Here is a 26,901-nt window from a genome sequence, read left to right as displayed (position 1 = left end):
GTCTTTATTTTTTTCTCCTTTTAGAGGGTTTTTCCGGTGTGGTCAGTCCGAGTATATTTCGAGTTTTCGAACCGAGATTGGAGGTTTTCAAATTGTTGCTTGCCTCTATGATTCTTTTAGGGTCTTCGACTCCGAGTTTATAGTAGTCCACATACTGATCGAAAAGTTTGCAAGCGGATTCGTTTAAAAGTTTCAGCCAGGTTTTTTTCAGGGTCACAAAGTCCGTTGCCCCCGAGATCAGATTTTCTTTAACGTTTCGGATCAGATCGTAGAAAGAACTTTCTGTATCTTTCAAAAAAGAAACGCCTAAAGGCGCCAAATCCCCTTTGATATCTTTCTTTTTGTTGAGCCAAAAGTCACAAACCGCTTGACGAAGATTTTTTTTAATCTCTGTACTTGTGTTTAGGATTTGCGAAACCTGTTCCTCGAATTTTTCGATTTTATCGGAAGGAATATTAAAAAACGGAATCTCGGATTCGTACCAGCATCTGGCTTTCATGTTGTCCATATCGTAGCCGAAGGTTAGAATCGAAGTCTGTTCCCCCGGAATTTTCCGATTCAAAGAACGACGAACGACCAAGGCGGCTTGATCCTCTTGGCCCTTACCCAGAGCGATCGTCTGCCAATAGTGATAGAGAATACCTCCCGGTTGAGGATGATACGGAAGCCAACTTTCCTTGGATTTATAGTAAGGACTGAAAGGATGAATCCAGCCTCCCTCCGAATAACTCAGGCCGTAGGTTTTTGTATGATACGAACGGACCAAAACGGAGGAAGAACGATTGCAGACATCGCAAACGCCGTTTTCCTCTTCCTTACGCAGAAGGATTCTTCTCGGATAGGACCAATAGACGCTTAACGGATGCAAGTCTTGGGGAGTGGTCGTTTTTCCTTTGGTTTGTAGATCTTCTATTTTCGGGTTGGTCCAAGGAAAAACGGATTGGAAGGGAATCTTTTTTTGGCCGTTAACTTGAAAATACGATTTCGGAAGAACGTTGAGCCAGAGTTTCGACCAGAGGGAATTTTTTTTAGGATCTTTTAATTTGGAAGTTACGAATGTAGTCAGAGGCCCGCCTCCGCGAATAGACGTTAAGTGTCCTTGACCTCCGGAAGGAGAATTGGTCTGAAAGGAAAAAAGACCGATCCCAGCGCATTTTTCGCAGATCTGGGAAATGGAATCTCTTTTGATGAAAAAATCCTTTTTCAGTTTGATCGTATTCTCGCCGGGAGATTCGATAAACAGCGCGGAAATATCAAAGATCGTATCCTCTTCGTTGAGGTTTTTATCCTGCATAAATCTAGGGCCGTCACCAAACAGCTCAAAGGCGGATTCCACTTTTTCCATCGCTTCTTTTAGAACCTCGGGGGAGGGAGGATTTACGAAAAGGTCTTCCCATTCGGTTTCGTTTTCGGGGGGAAAAACGGCCTGTAAAAGTCCGATCAAAAATTGAAGCAACGCGCCGTTAAAGTCCGGTCTGGGAGCGTTTAAAGACACGACCGGATCCGAATCGTTCTCGATTTGGGAAGTGATCTCAAATGGGGAGATCTCTTCAAATTTTCCGGAAAACCTTTGGGCCGGAATCCAAACGTCCTTGATTAAATTCATAAGGTTCCTCTTTATTTCTCTTTTCTAAAACCGAATCTTTCGTCGTAAGTAAGGGATACGACTTCGTTCTTTTTGTTAAGGGCTTTGCCTCTCCAAGAATTGTTTGCGTAAAACAAGGGAAGTAAAACGCAATGTTTGCCTTTATCCGGTAGATTTTTTTTACAGTGAGAGATAACTTCGGAAAGATTCGAATTTTCGAATATAAATTCTTTTTCCACAAGATAATTCGGAACGGGGAGTTCGCTATTTTGCCAATCTCGATTTGTGTCGGAAATCCAAGGAACCAAACGATCGGAAACGAACTTGGCCAGAACCACTTTTGTAGAATTGTCTATACCGTATCTTGTGGAAAACTTGGAATCGTCCCAAGAAGTTTCGTTTAAGGTGGAATCGTATCCTAGTTCCAAACGAATCGTACTCAAAGCGGCGGCGCTTTCCCGTTTTTTCTTGTCGTTTTCCACTTTGGATTGATTTTCTTGAAAGGATTGCGGAACCATTACATTGGTCCCATACACGGACTCTATTAGATTTCTTGCATCTTCCGGCATTCTCCAACCTTTTCGTTCTTGGAGAAGCCTTGCAGTGAGCCAAAGTTTACCGTGATCCGAGTAAACCATGCTCCCGCCTCGACTGAAACGACTGAACCAATCCGATTTCGGATCGTCGATCGGCTCGGGAGAAAAGATCCATAGGATCGGCACGCCTCTTTCGTCTAATCCCTGTTTGATGTTTCCGGATATGTCCCTACTATGTCTGTAAAGTCTACCGGCTCTTTGTAGAATTAAGTCGATCGGAGCGAGATCCGTGATGATACAGTCGAAATCCAAATCCAAGGACTGCTCCACAACTTGGGTTGCAACGACTACTTTTCCTTTTCTCGATATCTGATCGCTTTGAATACCGAAGTTTTCCAAAATTTGGGATTCAATGTTCAGTCGATCGCCCATTGCAAACCTAGAGTGGAAAAGTGTAACCCGATCGCCTAACTTGGAATGAAGAAAAGAGAATGCCTGCGAGGCGTCCGAAACCGTATTTCTAATCCAACAGACACAACGTCCTTGATTAGAAATTTCTAATATTTTTTGCAATACTTGTTCCTGATTGAAAAAGAACTTCACGTTCAATTTTCTACTGACTTCTTTTCGAGTGGAAATCGGAGTTTCTTCCACAACGGGTCGATCGGAGATTAAAGAAACAAGCGGGTATTCCTCGCTTTTTATATCTTGAAGTTCCGTATCCAATCCTAAGGCAAAGGATTCGGAGAATGTTTTACGAAGGATTTTCGGTAAGGTGGCGGAGAGAAGAATCACCGAAGCCCCTATTTTAGCCTGAGCCTTTAAAAGACAACAGATGAGTTCGACCATGTAGGGATCGTAAGAATGAACTTCGTCCAATATGAGAACCTTTCGAGAAAGACCGAACATCCGAAGAGATTGAAACTTAGCAGAGAGCACGGAAAGAAGAGCTTGATCGATCGTGCCGACTCCTGCGTCCGCGAGTAGACTTTTTTTCTGATTGTCCGAAAGCCAAATGTTGCAAATGGCGCTGGCGCTTTCCTCCTGGTTCTTTTCGGATTGGAAGGAATAATTCCGATCCGAAAGAATTGCGTTATCCGAAATCACGGAACTTTGAAACGAATCGGATAAATTTCGAGCGCCGTGTGCGAGGACCAAAGAGGGCAGGGATTCTTTCGTATATAAATTCCGGTAGACGCTACTCATTCTTCGGTACATGCCGTTTGCGGTAGCCATGGTAGGAAGGCCCACGTAAAAACCGGAGTAAGTGTTTTTTTGCATAAGACGATGAGTTAAGATCAGAGCCGCTTCGGTTTTCCCGGAACCGGTAACGTCCTCTAAAATAAAAAGGGAAGGAGAATCCGGTAAAACGACTTCCGAGCAAAATTTCTGCAAAGGGGTCGGCTCCTGCAAATATTCAAAAATACCGAAGTGATTTCCGTTAAGAGCGATTTTGGAAGGTAAAATCCCGGATTTTTTGACCGCCTTCGACGCGTTATTTAATGAAATTGTTGTATAATATTCTTCTAAATCGATTGGCGTTGTGTGGTATTTGAAAATTTCGGCGTTGGAACCGATCCAATCGCACAAAACGGAAAGTCCGGCAAGCCAAAAGGAAATTTGGAGCGTAGAATCGTATAATGTTTTAAAATTCCCTTTGAAATACAGGTTTGGAGATAAGATACGATTTACCTCTTTGGAAAAATCCAAAGCGGCCAACCGGTCGGTTTCAGTAAAGTGAGAATCCAAACTGACCGCTGTTTGTCCCGAATATCCGTTTTTAGAGGGAGGACGTCCGTGATGCCCCGTCACACAACGGATCAAAACGTCCGTAAATTCTGTAAAATAACTTTTGTCCTTGGAAGATTGTAATCTGTTCCAACCCAGCCAATTCTGTTCTGTTAAAAGTCCGTTGTAGTTTCCGAATCTTTCGTCTTTCAGGATCCATTTTCCCCAAAAAATATAACCCAAACTATCGTGTCGTATGGAATAGGGTCCGATTGGAGAATTAGAATTACCGAATGCGCTTTTGATATCCGGAATAAGAGATTGAAAACAATCCGAGAATTTTCCCAGATCGTGTAATATCAGAAAAAAAACGAAAAGATTTTTAAAAGTTAGGGGATCGATTCCCAATTTCTGAGAAAAATGGACGCATAGGGTTTCATTTTGAGATAAATAAACTTCTCCGACTGCCGCAACGTCGAAACAATGATAGACCAGAAGATGGTAGTTGCCTTCTTTATTCGCTTTCCCCCAATATTTGTAATATGATTTTTCTTCGGATTTCATCGATTTCTAGGTTTTGAATGACAGATTGATTTTTCTTTTGCGCTCGCGGACCCAATCCTACGGCGGTAATTATGCCGCCGTAGGGGATTGTTCACATTTTTGAAAGATTTCGAATTCAAGATATCTCATCTAAGAATTTGATTTCAACAGCCGTAATTTTGGTAGAGATTCGGTATCATTTTTGGGAAACCAGTTCGAATGATAATTTTCCTCCTCATAGGAATGGCGGGTCACACGCAATAAGCTGCTTTGGTTATATTCCATGTAATATTGCGGATCCGAATCTTCTATTATTTGTGTTCTTTGGAATTCTGTGGTCTCGTACATATGTCTTTTTATTATTTTTTTGATCATAATGACTCCTTATTTTTCAAAAAATAGGTAAAGATGTAAAATATCAATCAATAAATGTAAAGTTGTGCAAAATAGAGACAATCTCGCCTTAAAAATAGTTTTTTTAATGCCAAAAAAGTTCTCTTTAAAAAAGTAAACAGTAACATTCCTCCTGTAAAAGGAGGTTGAACCGTGTAAAGTTGTACAAAAAATTCAGTTTTGAGATTATTTTCCCCACATTTGTGGGGTTTAACACAGTTCTTATTTTGATTCATTCGTAACATTCCTACCGTTTGTTTTTAGAATATAATTTTTACTTTTCTCGAAGCTCATTTGCAATTTAGCCGGAATCGTTTCCCGAAAAATGAGCGTGGAATTTTTTTGTATTTTTCTTGAAATTGAATTTATTTTTGCATCACTCATCCGTTTGGATTTATTTAGTATATAATAATAAATAGATATATGAATTTATTTTGTTTTAATGTATCGGAAACAATTTACAGAGATTTTGGAAATTATGAATTCAGTTTATAAATAGAAATATTTTTTGTTCGACTTATTTGAAAAGTTGACAGGGAAAACTATTTAAGATTTGTTTTCGATCTTAAAAATACAAATATGAATTTGGTAATGGAGGATTATTTAAAGTTTGTCCCCAAACCTTAAAAGGAATTGGTTGTGATATTCCATAAGTTTGTAATAAAACGCTGGAGTTCCCACATCTCGAGGCTTTGGTCCGGGCTTTGAGTCTTGAGAAGGTTTGGAATGGAAAATATTTTTCAAAAATAGAACATTGATATATTCAAATATAATTTATAAAAGCATTTGAATGCATTCGCTATGTTTTCGGGGTTGAATTCTAGAATGATGATGCGTTTTGATACTTTTGTAAAATCGCAATTGATTTGGCTTTGTCCTCACGTTTCTAAAGAGCAACACGAATTCGGTATAGGGTATTTTTTGTCATAACCAACCCCACAAATACTTGGACCCGAAGATAAATCTGTCGGAATTCCGACAAATCTCTGTAAAACTTACGCCCCGCAGAGCGACCTATCTCGTGACCCTTCGGGAGCGAGATTTGAGTTTAGGAAAGCTCTGCGCCTGAGTTTCCTGATTTTTGGGTGGAGGGACCCGTAGGGAGCAAATCATTGAGCCTGGAGGTGGAAAGACTCGGGAGGTTTTTCTCTATCAGAAAATGATACTTTTTGCAAGTAAAAAGTATCATTCTTGTCGGAACACTTGAAAAATATCAGTTTTTGATCCTTATGATCCCAAAAGCCTTCTTAATTGTGGGTTGGTTATGATTTTTTGCTGATTGAAGACTGCCTCAAAGGCTCATTACTTTGTCTTGGAGTTTTATTTCCCCGCATGATAACAACCTGTCTCAAAATTTTAAGAGAAATCAGTTACGATCATTCCATAAATTCGCAATTAAAACACTGTAGTTCCTCCGGATTACGTCTCCTTATGTGGATTTATGGGCTTCGAACAGATTTTATTGTTCGATTCTCGCGGGAATTCTCACATTCTAAAGTTTTACTCATCCTATAAAATAGAATACCGTTCATTTGAATGTAAATCTCGCTTTTAGACGCAGAATTTTGAACACTCTATTATGTAGGAATCAGCAGAATAGCATCTTCCTATCATTTACCTTTCAAGAGGAGAAGCGATAGGATTGTTCAAAAATAGGGACTTTTCGTTTTCGAATAGAAACTTCTGAATTCAGAAATTGTGGGAACTCGGTTTTACTGTAAAAAAAATCCTTCGAAAACTCCCGCTTTTCTTATGCCGAACTAGAAGTTTTATAAGGAGTACAAATTCAAAGACGGAAGAATCTGGAAGTTTTAAAACAAATCTTGACAAGTTCTTCATTCTATCAAAATGGAAAGTCGAAAATTCGCATCCGATAAAATTCCAGACCGGAACGAATATTCGATCTTTGATATGAGCTTGAGTGCTATTTTTTTAAATTAATAAAAGTCAATATTCAAACCTTTTTAGTGGACTAGGAACTCTAAAAAAGCTAAACTGTTAGGGCCCGAATATTACTGACAAAAAGTTTTGAGTTTCGGCTAATAAATTACATTCGGAAAAATCTTGAGCTGAATAGAAATAAGCCCTAACATCGAAGGCGATCCGATTTACTTAGAGTCTGTTTTTAATAGGAGAAAAATACCATGCAAAAAAAAACATCTCGTGAACAGAAAACCAACGATCAAGAGCCCAATTTTTGGGATTTATTGAGCCCATTGTTTGAGTTCGTCAATTCCTTGTTTCATATCAGAAATGACACCGATGAGAATGGGACTATCGAATCGATCAAACGGGGAGTCAATTTTTCGGGGTCCGCTTTATGGATTTTGATTTTCGCGATCTTCATAGCGTCGATCGGTCTGAATATCAATTCTACTGCGGTGATCATTGGAGCCATGCTTATTTCTCCTTTGATGGGACCAATCATGGGTGCGGGGTTGGCGCTCGGAATTTACGACTTCGAACTTTTGAAAAAATCCCTACGCAATCTTGCGGTAATGACATTTTTAAGCCTCTTTACTTCCGCAATATACTTTTTGATTTCCCCGCTTTCCGACGCTCAATCCGAACTTTTGGCGAGAACGTCTCCCACCATATACGACGTGTTAATCGCATTTATCGGAGGTGCAACCGGTATTGTGGCGGGTTCTCGAAAAGACAAGATTTCGAACGCGATTCCCGGAGTGGCAATCGCCACCGCTCTGATGCCTCCGCTTTGTACCGCGGGTTACGGACTTGCGAATTGGAATTTAAAATTTTTCTTTGGCGCTTTTTATCTGTATCTGATCAACAGTGTTTTTATCGGAATCAGCACCCTAATTTTCGTGCGTTATTTGAAATTCACTCGCACTGTTTATACGGACCCGGCGGTCGATAAAAAGATTTACCGTTATGTGTATTTGGTGTCCATCTGTTTGATTCTTCCTAGTCTTTATTTCGCCTACGATATCGTGGTCGATTCTTCGTTTAAACGGAACGCAAAGAGTTATCTTGAGAATCATTTCTCGTTTGAAAGGAGTAAGATCCTCTCCGCAAACGTCGTAAGAAAGAGCGGCGAAAAAAAAATCGAAGTCACTATAATCGGTGAAACTTTGTCCGAAGATGTTCTTACTCAGTTGAAATCTCTTCTTCCTAAATACGGTTTGGAAGGAACCGAGTTGAAGATCATCCAGTCTGGGGGTGCGGAGGAGCACAAGAGGCCTGGAAATCTTTCTCTCGAAACCGGAGTCGGTTCGAAAAACCAGGAAGAAAAGATTCAACTTTTGGAAAACGAACTTCGCACTTTGAAAGATAAGGATCATTTGGTTCAATCCGTGGCGAAAGAAATCAACGTATTGTTTCCTTACGTGGAATCGTTTTCTTTCGGAGACTTTCTGGTTCAGAATGTTCAGGATTTTACCTCCTCGAAGGAAGCTACGATACTTGTAAAATGGAAACGTCCGATCAGTGACGTGGAAAAAAAACGACTGGAACTTTTTTTGAAATTAAGAATAGGAGTGGAAAGTTTAAAGGTCTTGGATCTCTGAATTTGAATTGGGAAAAGAACCGACGTCTTGAACAGAGAGATTTCGAGCATTTGTCGTTTCCGACTTTGCGATCCGTTCGAATTTTCGATCTGAACATCTGCCTTAAGATCGTATTTGGAATAACGCGATTTCGATAGATTATAGGAAACGATCGCTGATCTGCGAACTCTGGCATTACGGGCATCTTAGTAATGAAATTAAATATTTCAACTTTTAGGATGGTTCGATTCTTTTTCGGATGAATATGAAATCGGTTTTTGAGTGGCTCGTTTGGGGAATACTCCCTTGTTTCAATTCAATACAGACAGTTCTTTGGAATGAGGCGTCTTTAAGAACTAGGAAGTGTTCATTGAGTTTGGGTTGTTCGGATTTCTTTCCTATTTGATCTCTTTCTACAAAAAAAAACACTGGTAGAATAAGGGTCGGGGAAAAGAGCCCAAAGCGATTTTCTCACAGAGAGTTATGGATCGACAAATTCAAATCGACCGTAATCGCTCCGATCCTTTTACATCCCATAACTTTCTTCTGATAAGGGTGCTTTTGTGACCGAGATTTTAAAAATCCAGAACCTCAGGGCAGGAATTCAGACCGGCGATTCTGGAGAAATCAAAGAGATCGTAAAGGGCGTCAATCTCACGATTCGATCCGGAGAGATTCATGCTATTATGGGACCGAACGGTTCCGGAAAAAGTACGCTTTCCAACGTCATCATGGGTCATCCGAAATACCGAGTGTTGTCGGGTGATATTTTATTCGAAGGAAAATCTATTTTGGATCTTCCGACAAACGAACGTGCGCGCCTCGGAATCTTCCTCTGCTTTCAATATCCTACGAGTATACCCGGAGTTACGATCGGAAACTTCCTAAAAACCATTGTAAAGTCCGTAAGAGGAAAGGAACTACCGGTCAGGGAATTTAGAAAAGAACTCAAAGAAGCCATGGCTGCGCTCGATATTCCGGAATCGTTTATCGCGCGTTATGTGAACGACGGGTTTTCCGGAGGGGAGAAAAAGAGGAACGAAATTCTCCAAATGAGTTTGCTCAAACCGAAACTTTCCGTATTGGACGAAACTGATTCGGGACTGGACATAGACGCGCTTCGAATCGTAAGCGAGGGAATCAACAGGAACAAAGCTCCGGAAAAATCCATTTTACTCATCACGCACTATCAAAGAATGCTAAACTACATAGCACCCGATTTCGTTCACGTGTTTGCAAAGGGAAAAATCCTGAAAACCGGAACGAGAGAACTTGCACTGGAATTGGAAGAGAAGGGATATGACTGGGTCCTTGCAGAATCCGAAGACTGAACCGAAAATGTCTTTAGCAACTCAGTTTGAAAATCTGCTTTCCCGTAGCGGAGAACCTCAGGCTTTGAAAGATTTTCGCGCTAAGGTCTTTGAGAAATTCCGAACTCTGAAAATTCCGGGATCGGAAAACGAATCCTGGAGAAAAATTCCGCTTTCTAATTTTCATCCGGAAGAATTTACCGAAACTCCCGACATAAACGCGGTTTCTTGGAAGGTTCCCGATGGCGTCAAACTTCGAAGAACGGATTCTCTTTCCGGAAAAGAACTCGAATTTTTTTTAAACAACCTTGAAAGTATATTCCAAAAACGGAATGAAGAATGGTTTACGCTTTACAGCCTTTCCAATTTTACCCACGGAATTTACCTCGAAGTGGAAAACGACCTCATTCTCAAGGAAGAAGTCGAAATCAAGTTTCGACTTGAAAAGGAAAATAAAATTCTCCCTATCCTTGTTGTAAAAATCGGAAATCACAGCAAGGCGTTTATCGCCGAACGGTACGAATGTCCGGAAGAGAAAGACTTCAAACTCCTCCAAGGTCTTACCGTGATTTACGCGGGAGCCGGATCTAGAGTTTCCTATGTCGGAATCGAATCCTTCGGTTCTTCCGTATTCCATTTTCAGAATTTGTTCTCCGATCAAAAAGAGGACTCGGACGTTAGGATCGCAAAGGTGACGCCCGGCGGATATAAGGGCAAAAATCTTATAGGCGTCGAACTTTCCGGAAAGGGTGCGAGAGCGAGAGTGATCGGTTTGGCCCCGATGGCGGCGAGAGAATTCCAGGATTCCGAAGTGAAGATCGTTCACAAGGAAAGTCATACGGAAAGCTCGATTCTTTACAGAGGCGCCTTTAAGGATAGGGCTCATCATATTTTTACCGGAAATCTTCACATTCCAAATTCCTGCAGGGATGTGAATGCGATTCAGGTCAACAACAACCTTCTTTTGGGCCGCTTTGCAAGAGCCGAGTCGATTCCGAAGCTCGAAGTATATGCGGAAAACGTAAAGTGTGAACATGGGGCCACGGTGGGAGAGATCGACGAAGAACAGTTGTTTTATCTAGCCTCTCGGGGAATCGACGAAGACGAAGCCAGACGTATGATCGTGGACGGGTTTTTGGGCCAAGTGATCGGTGAAATCGAATCGGATTCCATCCGAGAAGAACTGTTCGAACTCATCGCCCGTAAGGTGGAGGGTCCGGTATGAGCTTTCGTAAACTCGCAAATCTGTCCGAAGTCGAAAACGGGAAAGTCAAAGTGGTTGAAACCAGATATAATAGGATCGGGATCACGAGTTTGGACGGTAACCTTTACGCATTTGAAGACGTCTGTACACACGACGGAGAGGCTATATCCGAAGGGAAATTGTGTGGAGACGTAATCACCTGCCCGAGGCATGAGGCGCGGTTTTCCGTCAAAACCGGAAAGGCCCTTTGTATGCCCGCGGTGGAGGATCTTCCCGTTTATCCCGTGAGAATCGTAGGTGACTCCGTCGAAGTGGATTTGGAGGATTGAAATAAATGAATTTCTCAGCCGAAAGAATCAGGACCGATTTCCCGATTTTGGGAACAATGATGAACGGGAAACCGCTCGTTTTTTTGGACAGCGCGGCTAGCTCTCAAAAACCCTTTACGGTCATCGATAGAATCGAAAAATATTATAGAGAAGAAAACGCAAACATACATCGCGGGATTTATTATCTTTCTCAAAAAGCCACGGAAAAATACGAGCTCGGTAGAATTCGTATTTCCCGATTTATCGGAGCCCAATGCGCCAAGGTTTGCATCTTTACGAGAAACGCAACCGAGTCGATCAACTTAGTCGCTCAGACTTGGGGAAGGGTTCAAGTCAAAGAAGGGGACGAGATCGTAATCAACGAACTCGAACACCATTCCAACATTGTACCTTGGCAAATGCTCGCTCAGGAAAAAAAAGCGGTATTGAAATTCATTCCTTTGAACGAAGACAGTACTTTGGATCTGAGTAATTTGAACGAGATTATTACGACTAAGACAAAGTTAGTCGCCGTTGCTCAGATGTCGAACGTGACCGGAACGATTCACGATCTCGCTCCGATTCAGAAAAGGGCGAAAGAAGTAGGGGCCAAGGTTCTTGTGGACGGTGCTCAGGGGGTTTGTCATCTCCCGGTCAATATGAAGGAAATGGATTATGATTTCTACGTATTCTCCGCGCATAAGATGCTCGGTCCGACCGGAGTCGGAGTTCTTTACGCAAAAGAAGAAATTTTAGAAGAGATGCCTCCTTGGATGGGCGGAGGGGATATGATCGCTCACGTTTATAAGGAAAGATCCACGTATGCGGAGCTTCCTTCCAAACTCGAAGCGGGAACTCCTAACATCGCGGGAGTGATCGGTTTCGAGTCTGCGATCGAATACCTCGAAACGATCGGAATGCAGGAAGTGAGAAATCACGAAGTAGAGTTGTTGACTTACGCGCTCGATCGATTGGACGATTTCGGCGGGTTGGAGCTTTACGGAACGAGAGATTTATCCAAAAGAGGAGGAGTGATTTCCTTCAACTTTCCGGGAGTGCACCCGCACGACGTCGGAACTATTTTGGACGAAGAGGGAATCGCGATCCGAGTCGGACATCACTGCGCGCAGCCGTTTATGGCGTTTAAGAACATACCGGGAACTTGTCGTGCGAGTCTCTATCTTTACAATACAAAAGGCGACATTGATCGATTGATTGAGGGTCTAATTAAGGTAAAGGAGATATTCTCCCGTGTCCTTAAGCGATAGTCTTTATAAAGAAGTTATACTCGATCACTATCAAAATCCGAGATTTCGAGGCAAACTCGAACCTGCGGATCTATCGGAGCATGGGATCAATCCTCTCTGCGGGGACGAACTCGAACTTACGATCAATCTTGACGGAGATAAAATCGCGGACGTTCGTGTGACTGGAAAGGGATGTTCGATTTCTCAAGCCTCCGGTTCCATGATGGCCGAATCGATTCGGGGAAAGACGATTTCCGAAGCGGAAAATATTCTTTCCCGTTTTAAGAATATGTTTTTGGAAGACAAAGATCCTAAGTTTGAGGAAGAATTGGAAGACCTGGAATCGATGGAGTCCGTGAAAAAAATTCCCGCGAGAATCAAATGTGCGGTTCTTCCCTGGAATACTCTGGAAAGAGCGCTCTCTCAAATCGAAAAGTAGCGGGATGAATGGATTAGGACTTTACAATACTATGCAGGATTCCAAATGGAATTGACCGAGAAAACGATGGCCCAAAAATAACGGATGACCGAAGTACACAATCCTCACGATCGATTGTCCGAGAAACCTTTCAGGACAAAAAAGAAGCGGCTATTTTTTTCAAAAACACGTTACCGCCGGAAGTGGTCAAATTACTCGACTTGGAAAACTTGGAATTGTCCGAATCGAGTTTTATATCCGAAGAACTAAAACAAGAACAAACGGATTTACTGTTTCAAATTCCGCTCAAGTCCGGAAACAAGTTGAACGTCTATTTACTTTTCGAGCACAAAAGTTATTTAGAGAACGCCATATATATTCAACTACTTGGATATCTCACAGAAATCTATCGCAACCAACAAAGAAACGAGGAGTCTCTTTCCGTAGTCATTCCGTTTGTGTTCTATCACGGGGAAAAGGAATGGAAATTGGGAGATCGATTTTTAGATCAGTTCGTATTAACAAGCCAAGAAGCGGAAATTCTCAAGGACTTCATCCCCGATTTTAGGATCGACTTGTTCGATTTGAAAGGAATAGAATTGAAGGAGAAATTGGAAAGTATCACTTTTCAAGTGACTCTGGGAGTGGTTCAAAAAATCCGTGAAGGAGATTTGGAATTCATTTCTCATTTACCGGGGTTATTTTCCCTATTACTTGGAATAGAGGAAGAATCGAAAAGAGTTGCAATCTTACGGAAACTGTTATTGTATATTTACTGGGTTCGAGATTTGAAGCCATCGGAATTGAAGGGAGTCCTTCAAAGATCTAAATTGGAACAATACGAGGAATTAACAGTGACTACGGCAGAGAGATTGATTTCAGAAGGAATACAACAAGGTATCGAGAAAGGGGTACAGCAGGGCAAGATTGAAGGCAAGATTGAAACGGCTCGAAATATGCTTTCTGAGGATATTCAGCTAAATGTAGTTCTTCGTATCACTGGCCTTTCCGAACAAGATTTAAAAAACCACGGATTGATTTAGTCTATGTTCGGTTGGTTTCATCAGTATTTAGCCCTTTTTACTCCTCATTTCGTTCATCAAACAGTTTGATTTCTGTGAACCTAATTTTAGGACTTTACAACATGCCCTAAACGGAAGTTTCTTTTACGGAAATAGTGAACCGTAAAGGTTCTTGCGTAAGCCCGTAAGAGTTTTATAATCAAGAAAAGATCAAAGGAGAAACACGGAAATGTTAGAAGCTCCTACGAACACGTTGGAAGAACAGATCTACGAAGAAGTGAGAAAAGTGGAAGATCCCGAAATCGGAATTTCCGTCGCCGAGCTTGGACTCATTTATAGGATTAAGGTAGAAGGTTCCAAAGCGAAGATCGATATGACTTATACTTCGATGGCATGCCCTGCCGGTCCTCAAATGAAACAACAGATCAAGGATCATGCTCTTCGAGTGGAAGGAATCTCCGATGCTGAAGTGGAAGTTGTTTGGGTCCCTAAGTGGGACCCGAGAGAAATGGCCACGGAAGAAGCCAAAATGGATCTGGGGATTTTTGACTGATTCGATTTCGAGATTTGTTTGGTAGTTTTTGAGTTCAGAAAGAAACATGAATTTTTGTTTAAATCTGTTTCAAAGCCAATACTCCACAGCTTTCGAGCGATAGAATATACCCAGCTATAATGTTGTTTTGGACCTTGAAGTAAGAAGTCCCCATTTGATTTGTAAAAAAATTGGAACGTTTATCTATGCGAACTCATGCTAAAAGATAACAAAGCGGAAGCCTAACGAATTTTGGTAAAATTAACGTGAGTTTGGCGGTTGAAAATCTAGGCGAATAAGAAACTAAAGTGTAACGCCTCCCTAAACTCAGCGAAACGGTTTCCTACTGATCCCTATAAAATAGAGTACCGTTAATTTGAGCGCAAATCCAATGTTTAGACGCAAAATTTTAGACACTCTATTATGTAGAGATGAGTAAGAGGCGCCGTTAACTCAGCGAATGCCTCTCTATGGATCGCCGTTAACTCAGTGAATGCCTCTCTATGGATCGGCTTAACTCAGCGAATGCCTCTCTATGGATCGGCTTAACTCAGCGAATGCCTCTCTATGGATCGGCATTCAGGTCCGAAACATAGAATCGCTTTCGCATTTGTTATATCGAACTCGCGTTAAAATTAATTATTTTTTCAATTTATTGAATTTTTTGTTCGCTATATCAAATATTTCTTGCATCAAAAATAAGAACATTTTCCATCTATCCCAAAAGGCTTTTTCCAGATCGATCCTTGAAAAGCGCGTCTGGAAATCTTTTTGGGGATTTCTTATGGCAGCTAAAACTTTTTCTAAGGTAAAAAGCAAAACACATTCTAAAGCAAAGACAAAAGCCGTTTCCGTAAAAAAGGCAAAACCGAAAGTTGCTTTTGCCTTATCAAAGGGATTCATCGATTTTAAAAATCCTCTTCCCGTAGTTTATCAGCCGGATTCTGAGGAACAAAAAGGTAAACAAAATCTGATCCAATGGATCAAAAGTAACAAACGTGCGTTAACCGATGATCTCAAAGAATACGGAGCCGTTCTTTTTAGAGGATTTGATGTGTCTTCTCCTCAGGATTTTGAAGATGTGATTATTAATGTGGATTCCAATCTAAAGAACAATTATCTCGGAACGTCTCCAAGAAATCAGGTGACTCAGTATGCGTTTACCGCAACGGAACTTCCGCCCGCATATCCGATCATGCAACACGCGGAGATGAGCTTTCTGGATTCTCCTCCTAAAAAACTTTTCTTTTATTGTAAAAAAGCTCCGGAAACGTTCGGAGAAACTCCCATCACCGACCTCAGAAAGGTTTTGAATGAAGTTCCGGACTTTATTCGTGAAAAATTCGAGAAAAAAAAAGTTCGTTATTCCAGAGTTTATGACGGTCCTTCGAATCGATCCCGTTTTCAATTTTGGAGAACAAAACGTTGGGACGAGATGTTTCAAACGAAAGATAGAGAAAAGGTGGAAGAGATTTCTAAAAAACAAAACTTTAAGGTGGAATGGTTCGGCAAGGATAGTTTAAGATTGATCAACACTACATTAGCGATTCGTAAACATCCGGAATTCAAATCGTTAGCTTGGCATAATCACTCTCAAGTGTTTCACATCGACGCGGCTCGTAAGGAATATTGGAGAATCTTCGCTCGCCAAAAAACGATTCGTAGCTTTTTAGTAGGAATCACACTTGAAATTCTTACTTTTATCAAGAAAATCACGACTAAAAAAGAGTACTTAGACACGCACTGCACTTACGGCGACGGTCAAGAAATTTCAGGACCGGAACTGAAACGAATCCAAGACGCGTTTTGGAACAATATCTCTCTTTTTTCTTGGCGAGAGGGAGATGTGCTCATAATCGATAATTATTCGGTTTCTCACGGACGGCATCCGTTTACCGGTCCGAGGGAGATTTTTGTGGCTTGGGCGGATTAAGATGATGTCAGAATTAGATGCAGTTCGAATTAATTTCAACGAAAGCGGTTTAGTTTTTTTAAATTTGCTTTTAGGGTTGATTATGTATGGGATCGCCTTGGAACTTAAATTAGAGGATTTTAAATTACTCTTCGATAAACCCAGAGCGTCCATTACCGGTATCTTGTCGCAATTTATTCTTTTCCCGTTTGCGACTTATCTTCTTCTTTGGATTTTAAATCCACCTTCGGGAGTCGCGCTTGGGATGCTTCTCGTTGCAGCTTGTCCCGGCGGAAATATTTCGAATTTTATCACTCTTCTTGCAAAAGGGAATACGGCTCTTTCGATTTCGCTTACCGCCTTTTCTTCGGTCCTCGCGATTTTTGCAACTCCGTTCAACTTTTTTTTCTGGGGAAATTTATATCCTCCTGTTCAAGCGGCTCTGAAAGAAATAACACTCAATCCTTGGGATGTCTTTAAAGCGATCTTAATCATTCTGGTGATTCCAATTTTTCTAGGTATTTTGACGAAGAGATATTTACCGAAAAGCGCGACAAAACTGGCGAAACCTCTCAAAGTTCTTTCTGGTTTTATCTTTATCGCGTTTTTATTGATCGCGCTCCTTGCCAATTATCAGATATTTTTGAAGGTGATTCACAGGGTATTTCTTTACGTTTTTCTAATGAATACTACCGGTTTCTTATTGGGGTATTACTTTGCGAAACTGATTCGTTTGGACGAAAGGGATGCCCGTTGTATTTCCATAGAGACCGGAATTCAAAATTCGGGATTGGGACTTGTTTTGATCTTCGCGTTTTTCGGAGGTCAGGGAAGTATGGCGATCATTGCGGCGGTTTGGGGAATTTGGCACGGGCTTGCTGGCGTAAGCCTCGCTTGGTTTTGGTCTAGAAGGGAAATTCCTCTTTAAAAAGTTTAGACGGTTTCGAAAGGCTTTCGATTCTGATAGAGTTCCGAAATTTTCGGACGGATTTTTGACTTCGTAAAGAAACGATTTTCGTTCGATTTTCCTTTTCGGATTTCCTTTTGTTTTTCTTTCGGGAGATGTAAAACGGTTTTGCATTCTTCCGTGCAGCATCCTTCGAATTTTTCCAAACAGCCTTCGCACTGGATAAAAAGGACATGGCATCCGGGATTTGCGCAGTTTACGTGGCGATCGCTTTTCTTTCCGCACTGATGACAAGTGGAAATTATTTCGTTTCCGATCGTTTCTTGAAGACGTCCGTCGAATACGAAATTTTTTCCTCTGAATTTGGATTCCAATCCTTTTTGAGAAATTTCATGCGCGTAAGAGATGATTCCGCCGTGAAGTTGATTGACGTCCTTGAATCCGTGATGTTTGAGCCAAGCGCTTGCTTTTTCACAACGGATTCCCCCCGTGCAATACATTAGAATTTTCTGATCTTCTTTTCCGTTTAGTAGTTCCAATAAGATTTGAAGCTCTTCCCGGAAGGTGTCGGATTGCGGAAGAATGGCGTTTTCAAAATGACCGATTTCACTCTCGTAATGATTTCTTACGTCGATTACGATGGAATTTTTATCCTCCATATGATGATTGAACTCTTCTGCGGAAAGATGTTTTCCAACATTAGTCACATCGAATGCGTCGTCATTCAATCCATCCGCGACAATTTTATTCCGCACTTTTAAATCGAGTTTTAAAAAGGACCTGTGATCATCCTTCACGGCGATTTTAAAAGGCATATCTTTGAATTGAATTCTGGAATTCAAATTCTCCTTAAAAGAATTCAGATTGTGAGAAGGAATTGAAAGTTGGGCGTTGATTCCTTCTCTTGCTACGTAGATTCTTCCCAGAACTCCGAGAGCTTCCCATTCCACATAAAGTTGATTCCTGAGTTCTTGTACATTTTCTAAAATGACATAGCGGTAAAAGGAGAGAGTTGTTCTCGGAAAGTTTTCGGCCTCGAGACGTTTTTTCAGAATCTCTTTTCCGTAGATATTGTGGAGAGGACGTTTTTTAGTTTGGGCATTTTTTTGAAAATCGTCCCGATTTGCCATACATTCTTAACTTTGAAATGGAGACTTTTCTTGACAAGCCTTTCTTACAGGATTCGTCCCTCGGAGCGCGGATGTTGGAATCTCTTTTTTGACTCGATGTCTTAAACATTGTTATTCGTTTGGTAACATAGGCTCGATTTTGAGAAATACGTGTTCGGAGCTCTCGTCTGCCGCAAATATATTTGCGAAATATTGAATATATAGGTGATACGATCGCAATGATTCCAAGGGAATACTCCCGTATTCCAAATCACAACGGCTCGCGTTATACTTACGATCATTCCAAGAATTACTAACGTTAGCGGGCTGGTCCGATGCAAGACACGCCGTAACGTAACCGCTTAAGATTTCTAATCCGATTCGATCTGCCAACGCAAATACAAAGAAAGAGTTCGACATAACAGGTTGGTGTTTATCGGGTCGTGGGGTTGAAAGGTGATTTAAAAAAGCATTATATTCTTAACATTTGAAAGGGGAACCTGATTTTTTTAGAGTCATATTTACATTTTTTCTAAATTCAAAATAAAGACGATCTTGAGCGTCAGGCGGCGATCCTATTAATTTTTAAGTGAAATATAAACCTTTTTTGAAAATCTGGTTTTAGAAACTTAGAGTGCATCAATTATGATTAAAATATCCGGCCTAAACAAGGCCTTTACAACCAAAGTCCTTTTTGACGATTTAAATTTGAGCATCAATCGAGGAGAAAAGATCGGTCTGGTTGGTCGAAATGGTCACGGAAAATCCACACTCTTTCAGATGATTCTTGGAAACGTCGAACCTGATTCAGGTATAATTTCGATTCCTAAGGGTTATAAAATCGGCTATCTCCAACAACATCTTCATTTTACCAAACTTACGGTTTTGGAAGAATGTGCTCTTGGTCTTCCCGAAGGGGAAGAATACGAAACTTGGCGGGTTGAAAAAATTCTTTCCGGTTTAGGTTTTTCCGAACGGGACATGGAAAGAAATCCGAACGAATTTTCCGGAGGCTATCAGATCCGGATGAATCTCGCGAAACTTCTCGTTTCCGCTCCCGATATGTTGATGCTCGACGAGCCGAACAACTATCTCGATATTGTCACGATTCGTTGGCTCGAGGAATTTTTGCGAGAATGGGAAGGTGAAATCATATTAGTAACTCATGATAGAGGATTTATGGACGCCGTAGTCACGCATACGATTGCGATCCATAGAACTAAAGCGATCAAGGTCCAAGGCGATACGGATAAACTTTACAATCAGATCAATCAATCCGAAGAGATCTACGAGAAGACTCGCTTGAACGAGGCGAAAAAACGTAAACAAGAGGAGATATTTATCGCAAAGTTTAAAGCGAAAGCGAGTTTTGCTAGTCGAACTCAATCCAGAGTCAAAAAATTAGAAAAACAAGGCGAAATGAAAGCTTTGGAAAAAATTCAGGATTTGGAGTTGTATTTTAATAGCGCTCCTTTTGCTGCCAGTCAGATGTTGTCCGCGGAGAACCTTTGTTTTTCATACGATGGAAAGGGACCGTATCTCATCGAAAACTTTTCCATCGGTGTGGGAAATAAAGAAAGAATTTGTATTATCGGTAAGAACGGAAAAGGGAAATCCACTCTTCTTAAAATTCTCGCGGGGGAGCTCGAACCTTCCCGAGGAACGATCAAAAAACATCCGGTTTTAAAAGAAGGTTATTTCGGTCAGACAAACAAGCTCAATCTCAATGAAAATTCGACCGTGGTCGAAGAGATCATGATTTCCGATCAGTCTTGTACGGAATGGCAGGCGAGAACGATTGCGGGCGGTCTGATGTTTTCCGAAGATCAAGCTCTTAAAAAAATCAAAGTCCTTTCCGGCGGTGAAAAAAGTAGAGTACTTCTCGGGAAAATTCTTGTGACCCCTTGTCATCTTTTGTATCTCGACGAGCCGACAAATCACTTGGATATGCAGTCTTGCGATTCTCTTATCGAAGCGATTGATGAATTTGAGGGTTCAGTCATCATGGTTACTCACGACGAACTTCATTTGCGTGCCGTTGCGACAAAGTTGATTGTATTCGATAACGATACGATTCGAATTTTCGACGGTTCCTATGATGACTTTCTAAACGAAGTGGGTTGGTCGGACGAAGATTATTAATAAATTTGAATATTTTATATTTTTCCAAATTTGATTTCCGAAGGATGAAATGTTCGGGTTTGGGTATCCAGAGTTTCTCTTGTGCTTTGGTAAAAAATTTTTCGGATAATTTTACTCATTTGAACGGGAGAGATTTTGTTTTTTAGGGGAATATTTTAAGATCGTTACCATTCTAAAATTTGTAACTTATATATCAAAAAATAGGGAACAAATTTCATGGATTTGTTTCCTATCTTGCTTTTTATTGTCGTAATTTGTCTAAGTGGGCGGACTATTTCGAATGGAAAGATACCCGCCGTAAAAGAAATAAGCGGCGGGTTGGGTTAACTCTTATTTTTCAGTGTACAGTCCGAAGTGTCTGGAAGAAGCGGCTGTACATCCGCCCGTCGAGCAGGCGATCATAGCTACCGTGATTTTTCCATTTACGGCGCGTGCAATCAGCACTAAATTGTCGTTTGCGGATATTGGCATTCCTCCTCCTCCATTTCCAAACGTCGTAGAAGCCGAAATACCATTTGTGAATACGGGGACGTTAGTGGAAGAGTTTCCGTTACTTTGGGCGATCAAGGTTCGCGCATCTATATTCACTCCTGTGCAAACTCCGTTCAAACACGTGAACTTGCCACTTACGAAAGAATCAACGATTGCCGCATTGCCTCCACGTAGATTATCAAAACCGAGAAGTGTTTTGCCGTTTAGAATTCCTGCGCCGTTTAGCGTAACGTCTTTGGCTAAGCCGAAAAAACCTCCCTTGTCCGTACCCATATCCAAAATAAGCACGCCTGTTGAAGAAACGAATGCAGTTTCACCTGTAGCCCATGTGACTTTACCATCGACACAGATGCCGTTATTGAGATTGAGGTTTACTGCGGCACCTACGCCACCCAAAGTTGTGAATGTTCCCGCAGCGAATTTCTGGTTTGTTCCGGTGATCGTTAAGGTACCGTATCCGCCTTGAAACGAACCGCCCGCATCTCCGAACATTGCTTGAACCATGTTAAAGGTTCCAGTTACGTCGGAGCAATTCGAACTTTTTTCTGTGTACACTTCTGCACGCATCGCCGTTACGGGCGCACCACCTGCGTTTGAGTAACCTGAAATTGGCGTGGCTAGGAGTCCCACTCCTTCGATGGGAATGGCAAACCCGCCTTGGGTGTAGGACGGTGCGGATAAAAGAGCGATGAAAGGACTTGCTGAGTATGTGGCTACTTGTCCGGAGATTTTTTCGTTGGTGGTGAGGTTTGTAAATGAGAAATTCCCATAATTGGCTTTTACCATATCCCCTGTCATAACATCGCCCGGGCTTTTTGTACCGCCATAAGAAATGTTGGAGTTGTGGGTAGAAGAGCCGGCTAGTATGGCTGCCACAGCCAAAAGAATTGAAGAGTCGTCCTTCTCTTTCTTACAGTTCAAAACAATCATACAAAAAATCGCGACAGAAGTTAAAAGACGGGTGAAATGCAATTTGCAAAGATGATTCATAGAGTGGCAAGAGTCGGAAATGTTATATAAATGACAATCATTAAATTGGCTTTCTTGTAAACTTTTAATAAGTTCAAACGATACGCTTCCGTATTTACAGACCGAATGTTAAATTCGCATAAACGGCGATACTTCGTATATATAAAAACGACGGATTCTTTTATAAAGAATCCATCAAGTATGTTTGTTTACTCCTCTCTGCATAATAGAGTGCCTAACTAAAATTCTACATCTATATGCGGGATTTGTGTTCAATTAACGGTATTCTATTTAACATAAATCCGGTTTAAAGACAGAACGTGTGAGCCTTATTGTAGAGATGAGCAAGAGTCATGATTTTTGAATTTATTTTATAAAAATACTCTTTTAAATCCTTGCAAGGTCAGCGATTCGATTTCACATTGAAACGTTTGGAGAAAAAGTTTTCGAAGAGTCCCCGGTTATGGAAGCATTTATTGCCGAAGTGACTGTTAGATGAATACTGTAACAATACAGCCAGGTTAATTATGATTGAGATACTTGAATTGCAAACTAAGTATGGAAAAATAAAAATAATAGACGATCGTAGCTTTCAAGTTGGCTCCGCAGATAATTTGCATTTATATGATTATATTTACAAAGCAAATAATGAAAATTACTATGCTTCCACACAATTCGGAATTTTTACATCGGATGCCCAGGCAATTTTATTAAATAACGGAGGCGCTTCGGGTTTACATGAGCATTGTTATGTAATTGATGATATTACATTGCTTTTATGTGTAGGTGATTCTATTTTTTGTTTAGGTATTCCATCGCTTGAATTGTTATGGATCTCTCAAGTTGACTCAGCATGTTGTTTTGGGATTTATAAGATTTCGGATGGGTTTATAATTCACGGAGAACTTGAAATTACTAGAATCAACACCAAAGGTAATATTATTTGGCAACATTCAGGTACCGATATATTTACTACTGCTAAAGGAGGCGATATTTTTAAAATAGAAAATGATATTATATACGCAAGAAGTTGGGATGATCGGCGATATAAGTTTTCTCTTAGTGGCGAAGTTTTAATGTAAATGAATGGTGTACAGTAACAGTATTTACCTGACAGTTTGTTCTGAAAGAAATGGATTTATGATCTTGAACTTACTTTTTATTTAGAAACTCGAATTTATGCACCAATTTCCTCGATTTCCCACTCCTAAAAATGACCTGAAATTTTTTGAATACAGTTTTCGAAAGAAAAAGGGTTTTCGTATTAAAGTATGAAGAAAAAAATTAGCAGCTATGAGAGTGAGAAAAATGGTTGGGTAGCATGAAAATGAAGGTAGAAATAAAGGATACGTTAACTGTAAGAGGTGCAATTAAAAAGTTATTAGACGGAAGTTTCAGGTGCAGGACGGAAAGGTGCTTGCGCCTTCATCGAAGAAAAGGAAACAGAACCATTTAAAGCGCGAAAGCACACGGGTAAAGAATTAGAGAAATTGAATTTGGCTGAAATTTGGTCGGATCGTGGAATAACGGACGGACTTTCGTATTCGAGAGAGTTAAGAAAGAAGTTAACGAGTCGAGATGCTGATTGATTCGGATATTGATCGATTATTTGCGTAATTATGAGAAAGCAATTACCTGGTTACATTCTATTACTGATCCCTATAAAAGTAAGGTACCGTTAATTTGAACACAAATCCCACGTTTAGACGCGGAATTTTAGAGACTCTATTATGTAGAGATGAGTAGTGAGCCGATTTTCATATCAGGTTATTCTTACTTTGAGTTGGTTGAAGGTTGCAGTAGCTTCAGAGGTTAGAAAAATTTATTTCTCTCTTTGAAGTATTATGGTTAGGGGAAAAGAAATTGAGAACGTTCTATCAGTTTTAAAGAGTAACAAATTCAAAAACGGAATATTCTGGATCTTAAAACCGATAAATTCCCAATTCTTTGCGGGCTCGATCAAGGACGTTTGCGATCGTATTTCGAGCTTTTTCTTGTCCTTTTTTGAGAGCCGTTTCCACGAAAGATTTATCTTCCCCGATTTTTTCCCGTTCTTTGCGAAAAGGAGCAAAGTAATCCAAGGTATCCTGTAAAAGTTGTTTTTTAAGATCTCCGTATCCGGTTCCGGGAATTAAGAACTTCTGTTTGAGGGCTTCTTTTCCTTTTTCGTCTAAAAACAAAGAATGAATCGCATAAATATTACTTTTGAAAGGATCTTTGACCTCGTCGATTCCCGCGGAGTCGGTTGTGATAGACATTATGGATTTCTTAAGTTCCTTTTCGGAATCGAAAAAGTTAATCGTGTTTCCGTAAGACTTAGACATTTTCTGTCCGTCCGTACCGGGAACCAAAGCCGTTGTTTCGTCGATTTCCGGTTCGGGGATTTTAAAAACGGGACCGATTTCCCGATTGAAATTCGAAGCGATATCTCTTGCAAATTCCAAATGCTGTTTTTGGTCTTTACCGACAGGGACCCGATCGCTGTCGAAACCGAGAATATCCGCCGCCATCAAAACCGGATAGAAAAAAAGTCCTCCGCCGGGACTAAAACCTTTTGCAACCTTGTCTTTGTAAGAATGTGCCAAGTTCAACTGATTGACTGTGATCGAATGACTTAAATACCAAGTTAGTTCGGTGACCTCTGGAACTCCAGATTGCAGCCAAAACGTACATCGATCTGGATCGATTCCCAGCGCTAAAAAATCGCAGACCGCGTTGAATGTATTTTCTTTTTGTTTTTCTTTCGAAGAGAACGTAGTTAAAGAATGCAGGTCTGCAATGAAACAAAATAAGTCCGCCGAATTCTGATATTCTTTGAGCTTTCGAATGACGGAGAAAAAATTTCCTAAATGAAGTTTACCGGAGGGTTGGACTCCTGTGAGAATCCTCATGTTTCCTCCGTTCGCTTTGTTTCGTAAGGTTTACCGGAAAGTCTCTCGTATTCTGTCGTCAAAGATCCGAGTTCTGCGTCTAGTTTTTTATGTAAGGTCAATTTGGTAATCGTGAATTTATCCTTATAAATCACCGCGTAGTTATAAAAAAGTTTTGTCATTTCCAAAAAGGCAAATTCTAACGTTTTTCCGTTCAATCGATTTCCCGAAACGATGGTTGAATCACAGTAAGGGATAAACCTGTGAAGAATTTTGATTTCTTCGATTACTTTTTCTTTGGAAACCAAAACTCTTTCGTTCAGTTTGCCGGAAGTTTCGTATTGTTTTGCGAGTAAGTGATTTTCGACGATGATGTTGATTTTCTCCGCAAATTTTCCCATAAACGCGGCAGCGTCTCCGAGTAACTTCAAAAGGTTCTGAGTAATCTGGTCTTCCACTCCCACCGTTGAAGTCGTATGTTCGTTGTAAGTCGCAAAGCTGTATTGAAAGCTCGGATATTTTTTATTAAACGCGTCCAAAAGACGAAGCAAATTATTGATTTGTTCGATATCGCTTTTAAAAAGACCGGGATGCATAATAATCACGTCTTTACTTTGGTTTTTCGAACCTATCTTAACGGTCCCCTCCAAAATCGGAGCGTAGGAAGCTTGGAAATCCCTAAGCAATAAATACATCAATTTATGAGGAGTTCCCTTAAAGGAAGATTTCATAGACGCGGACTGCATATTTTCGGGAACGTGATTTTCAAAATAGTCGTCCACGATCAGATTTAAAAAATCGAAGTTCATTCTTCCTTTGTCGTCGATTCGGAAATATCTTTCTCTTAAGCTTTGTAGTTCATGCTTGCGGTTTAGTCTGGTTTGGATATCGTCCGCAAGGCGCAACAGAGTTGTTTCCACTTCTTTGATGATGTCGGGAGAACCCTGAAATTTAGTTTCGTTGATCGGTGGAATGTTGAGTTGTTGAACGATTTCGTTCCAGGTGATCATTCGTTTTGTCGCGACGATATGGAATGCCCGAATTGCGTCGGACATTTTAGGTCTTCCGCCTTCGAGGTTCAGTCCGTAGGAAAGTCCCGCCATAATCTGGGGCATTTTCGGAACCAACTTTTCGTCCTTACGCACCAGTTCGGGAACTTCCGTCATGATGATATCTTTGCAGTCTTCCCTACTTAAATGCCTTGCATAATAAAGTTCTAATTTAGTCGCGCGGTTTAAAAAAATTTCCGGAGAGATCTGATCTATAAATAAGCTATCTAAGGAAATGATGCTGTTGAGAAGTTTATTAAAATTTAATACCACGTTGTATATGAGAGGCTTCCAATACCTCCAGCCCTGTTGTTCGCAGAATCGAAGCGCTTGGATCGTAGCGATGATTTGGTCTTCCTTTAGGAATTTGAATAAGTTGTGAACACCGCCGGAAACCTGCAATTTTCTTCCTAAGAAACCTACGTCTATCGTTCCGGATTCTCTTGCGAATTTGTTGATCGCGGGATTTCCACCGAAAAGGTTCGCCAAGAATCCGACCCCTCCGGAAGAATTGGATTCCGTTCTTCGAGAGGTTTTAGGGATGGTTTTTGTGGAGGTTGGGGATTTTTCGGAACTTTTTTTAGGTTTATCCTCTTCCGACTTTTTGTTTTCTTCCTGTCTTTTTTTCTCGAATTCTTCATCGACCTTCTTCATCAAATCGATTCGAATAAAAATATCATTCGACTTTTGAATGACTTCGTCGATCTGCTCCTGATGTTCGGGGCTTCTCTGTTTTCTATAGAGATCCGCGAATGTCTTATGGGCGTCAGTCCTTGAGTTTACAGACAAGAGAGTTTATTCCTTTTCGTTCAGTGGATTCTCGACAATTTGTGCGCTGGAAGGGGCGCTGAAATTGAACAGAGAAGCGGAAAGCCCTACGTTCGTTTGCACGCCGGAAAAACTGATCGAAGTGTATTCTGCGGATCCTCTGCGTTTCATTCGGAGTGATTTGGGAGTATTGTCGGGGTTCATAGTCACTACGATTTCTTCATACGATTTTGTAGGAGATTTGAGTCGAATCGACCCTCCGACTTGAGCGACTTCTTCGTAACCGCTGAGTAAACCGAAAACTCCTCCGGAAGTTCCGCGAAGATCTTGTTTTCCGACGATGCCTCTTGC

At 40.9% G+C, this 26,901-nt stretch carries 20 protein-coding genes and 2 pseudogenes (1 of these 22 cut by a window edge); 14 read left to right on the top strand and 8 right to left on the bottom strand.

The window, feature by feature from the left end:
* Window positions 1-4: 4 nt before the first annotated feature.
* Window positions 5-1,606, bottom strand: a complete 1,602-nt coding sequence (gene casA, locus FHG67_RS16810; protein ID WP_142499857.1) for a type I-E CRISPR-associated protein Cse1/CasA — start codon at window positions 1,604-1,606, stop codon at window positions 5-7.
* A gap of 11 nt (window positions 1,607-1,617) precedes the next feature.
* Window positions 1,618-4,413 (bottom strand): CRISPR-associated helicase Cas3', encoded by a 2,796-nt coding sequence (gene cas3 / locus FHG67_RS16805; protein ID WP_142499856.1) that lies wholly within the window; start codon window positions 4,411-4,413, stop codon window positions 1,618-1,620.
* A gap of 2,516 nt (window positions 4,414-6,929) precedes the next feature.
* Here cas3 and FHG67_RS16795 point away from each other — a divergent pair.
* The 10 genes from FHG67_RS16795 (at window position 6,930) to FHG67_RS16740 (ending at window position 17,172) form a co-directional block, all read left to right on the top strand.
* Window positions 6,930-8,312 carry a DUF389 domain-containing protein gene (locus FHG67_RS16795; protein WP_016758557.1) on the top strand — a complete coding sequence of 461 codons (1,383 nt, stop codon included), beginning with the start codon at window positions 6,930-6,932 and terminating at the stop codon, window positions 8,310-8,312.
* 542 nt (window positions 8,313-8,854) lie between these two features.
* Entirely contained in the window at window positions 8,855-9,622 is a 768-nt protein-coding gene (gene sufC / locus FHG67_RS16785; RefSeq protein ID WP_004496855.1) for a Fe-S cluster assembly ATPase SufC, read from the top strand.
* Window positions 9,623-9,629: 7 nt separating this feature from the next.
* The gene (gene sufD / locus FHG67_RS16780) at window positions 9,630-10,826 is read left to right on the top strand and encodes a Fe-S cluster assembly protein SufD (protein WP_004501122.1); all 1,197 of its coding nucleotides are present in this window, start codon (window positions 9,630-9,632) and stop codon (window positions 10,824-10,826) included.
* Window positions 10,823-11,134 carry a non-heme iron oxygenase ferredoxin subunit gene (locus tag FHG67_RS16775; protein WP_002618854.1) on the top strand — a complete coding sequence of 104 codons (312 nt, stop codon included), beginning with the start codon at window positions 10,823-10,825 and terminating at the stop codon, window positions 11,132-11,134. The genes sufD and FHG67_RS16775 overlap by 4 nt, the downstream gene beginning before the upstream one ends.
* Window positions 11,135-11,139: 5 nt before the next feature.
* A complete protein-coding gene (locus tag FHG67_RS16770; RefSeq protein ID WP_004496932.1) occupies window positions 11,140-12,381 on the top strand; it encodes a cysteine desulfurase in 1,242 nt (413 codons plus the stop codon).
* A complete protein-coding gene (gene sufU / locus FHG67_RS16765) occupies window positions 12,365-12,799 on the top strand; it encodes a Fe-S cluster assembly sulfur transfer protein SufU (RefSeq protein WP_002618792.1) in 435 nt (144 codons plus the stop codon). The genes FHG67_RS16770 and sufU overlap by 17 nt, the downstream gene beginning before the upstream one ends.
* Before the next feature lie 26 nt (window positions 12,800-12,825).
* On the top strand, window positions 12,826-13,821 hold the full coding sequence (locus FHG67_RS16760; RefSeq protein ID WP_312845851.1) for an Rpn family recombination-promoting nuclease/putative transposase: 996 nt from the start codon (window positions 12,826-12,828) through the stop codon (window positions 13,819-13,821).
* A 208-nt stretch (window positions 13,822-14,029) separates the two neighbouring features.
* Complete coding sequence (locus tag FHG67_RS16755) at window positions 14,030-14,353, top strand: metal-sulfur cluster assembly factor (protein ID WP_002618844.1); 324 nt, start codon at window positions 14,030-14,032, stop codon at window positions 14,351-14,353.
* Window positions 14,354-15,116: 763 nt separating this feature from the next.
* Window positions 15,117-16,265 (top strand): TauD/TfdA family dioxygenase, encoded by a 1,149-nt coding sequence (locus FHG67_RS16745; RefSeq protein WP_020781864.1) that lies wholly within the window; start codon window positions 15,117-15,119, stop codon window positions 16,263-16,265.
* A 4-nt stretch (window positions 16,266-16,269) separates the two neighbouring features.
* A complete protein-coding gene (locus tag FHG67_RS16740; protein ID WP_004496923.1) occupies window positions 16,270-17,172 on the top strand; it encodes a bile acid:sodium symporter family protein in 903 nt (300 codons plus the stop codon).
* A gap of 5 nt (window positions 17,173-17,177) precedes the next feature.
* On the opposite strand, the gene trhO is transcribed toward FHG67_RS16740, so the two are convergent.
* Window positions 17,178-18,281: an oxygen-dependent tRNA uridine(34) hydroxylase TrhO gene (gene trhO, locus FHG67_RS16735; RefSeq protein WP_004500044.1), complete on the bottom strand. Its 1,104-nt coding sequence runs from the start codon at window positions 18,279-18,281 to the stop codon at window positions 17,178-17,180.
* A 111-nt stretch (window positions 18,282-18,392) separates the two neighbouring features.
* Window positions 18,393-18,680 carry a hypothetical protein gene (locus FHG67_RS16730; protein ID WP_004500108.1) on the bottom strand — a complete coding sequence of 96 codons (288 nt, stop codon included), beginning with the start codon at window positions 18,678-18,680 and terminating at the stop codon, window positions 18,393-18,395.
* A gap of 225 nt (window positions 18,681-18,905) precedes the next feature.
* Between FHG67_RS16730 and FHG67_RS16725 the strand changes: the two genes are divergently transcribed.
* On the top strand, window positions 18,906-20,402 hold the full coding sequence (locus FHG67_RS16725; RefSeq protein WP_004503386.1) for an ABC-F family ATP-binding cassette domain-containing protein: 1,497 nt from the start codon (window positions 18,906-18,908) through the stop codon (window positions 20,400-20,402).
* A 330-nt stretch (window positions 20,403-20,732) separates the two neighbouring features.
* On the opposite strand, the gene FHG67_RS16720 is transcribed toward FHG67_RS16725, so the two are convergent.
* The gene (locus FHG67_RS16720; RefSeq protein ID WP_002618873.1) at window positions 20,733-21,884 is read right to left on the bottom strand and encodes a hypothetical protein; all 1,152 of its coding nucleotides are present in this window, start codon (window positions 21,882-21,884) and stop codon (window positions 20,733-20,735) included.
* A gap of 506 nt (window positions 21,885-22,390) precedes the next feature.
* Between FHG67_RS16720 and FHG67_RS16715 the strand changes: the two genes are divergently transcribed.
* The 3 genes and pseudogenes from FHG67_RS16715 to FHG67_RS22750 all read left to right on the top strand — a co-directional run.
* Entirely contained in the window at window positions 22,391-22,945 is a 555-nt protein-coding gene (locus tag FHG67_RS16715) for a hypothetical protein (RefSeq protein WP_004500085.1), read from the top strand.
* 245 nt (window positions 22,946-23,190) lie between these two features.
* Window positions 23,191-23,452 (top strand): annotated as a pseudogene (locus tag FHG67_RS22460) (hypothetical protein).
* Window positions 23,442-23,785: pseudogene (locus FHG67_RS22750) on the top strand (PIN domain-containing protein); the annotation flags it as partial. The pseudogenes FHG67_RS22460 and FHG67_RS22750, both read left to right, overlap by 11 nt.
* On the opposite strand, the gene trpS reads toward FHG67_RS22750, so the two are convergent.
* The 3 genes in view from trpS to FHG67_RS16685 are tightly spaced (at most 6 nt apart) and all read right to left on the bottom strand, a layout consistent with a single transcriptional unit that may run on beyond the window.
* A complete protein-coding gene (gene trpS, locus FHG67_RS16695; protein WP_002618845.1) occupies window positions 23,786-24,754 on the bottom strand; it encodes a tryptophan--tRNA ligase in 969 nt (322 codons plus the stop codon).
* Window positions 24,751-26,571 (bottom strand): hypothetical protein, encoded by a 1,821-nt coding sequence (locus FHG67_RS16690; RefSeq protein WP_004496825.1) that lies wholly within the window; start codon window positions 26,569-26,571, stop codon window positions 24,751-24,753. Before FHG67_RS16690 ends, trpS begins: the two co-directional genes overlap by 4 nt.
* A 6-nt stretch (window positions 26,572-26,577) precedes the next feature.
* Window positions 26,578-26,901: the 3' portion of a LolA family protein gene (locus tag FHG67_RS16685; protein WP_004496933.1), read on the bottom strand. It continues 270 nt past the right edge of the window; only the last 324 of its 594 coding nucleotides appear in the window; its start codon lies beyond the right edge, outside the window; its stop codon occupies window positions 26,578-26,580.

Origin of the sequence: Leptospira weilii, from assembly GCF_006874765.1 — a bacterium.
Lineage (GTDB): Bacteria > Spirochaetota > Leptospiria > Leptospirales > Leptospiraceae > Leptospira > Leptospira weilii.
This window is presented reverse-complemented; position numbering and strand designations above follow the sequence as displayed.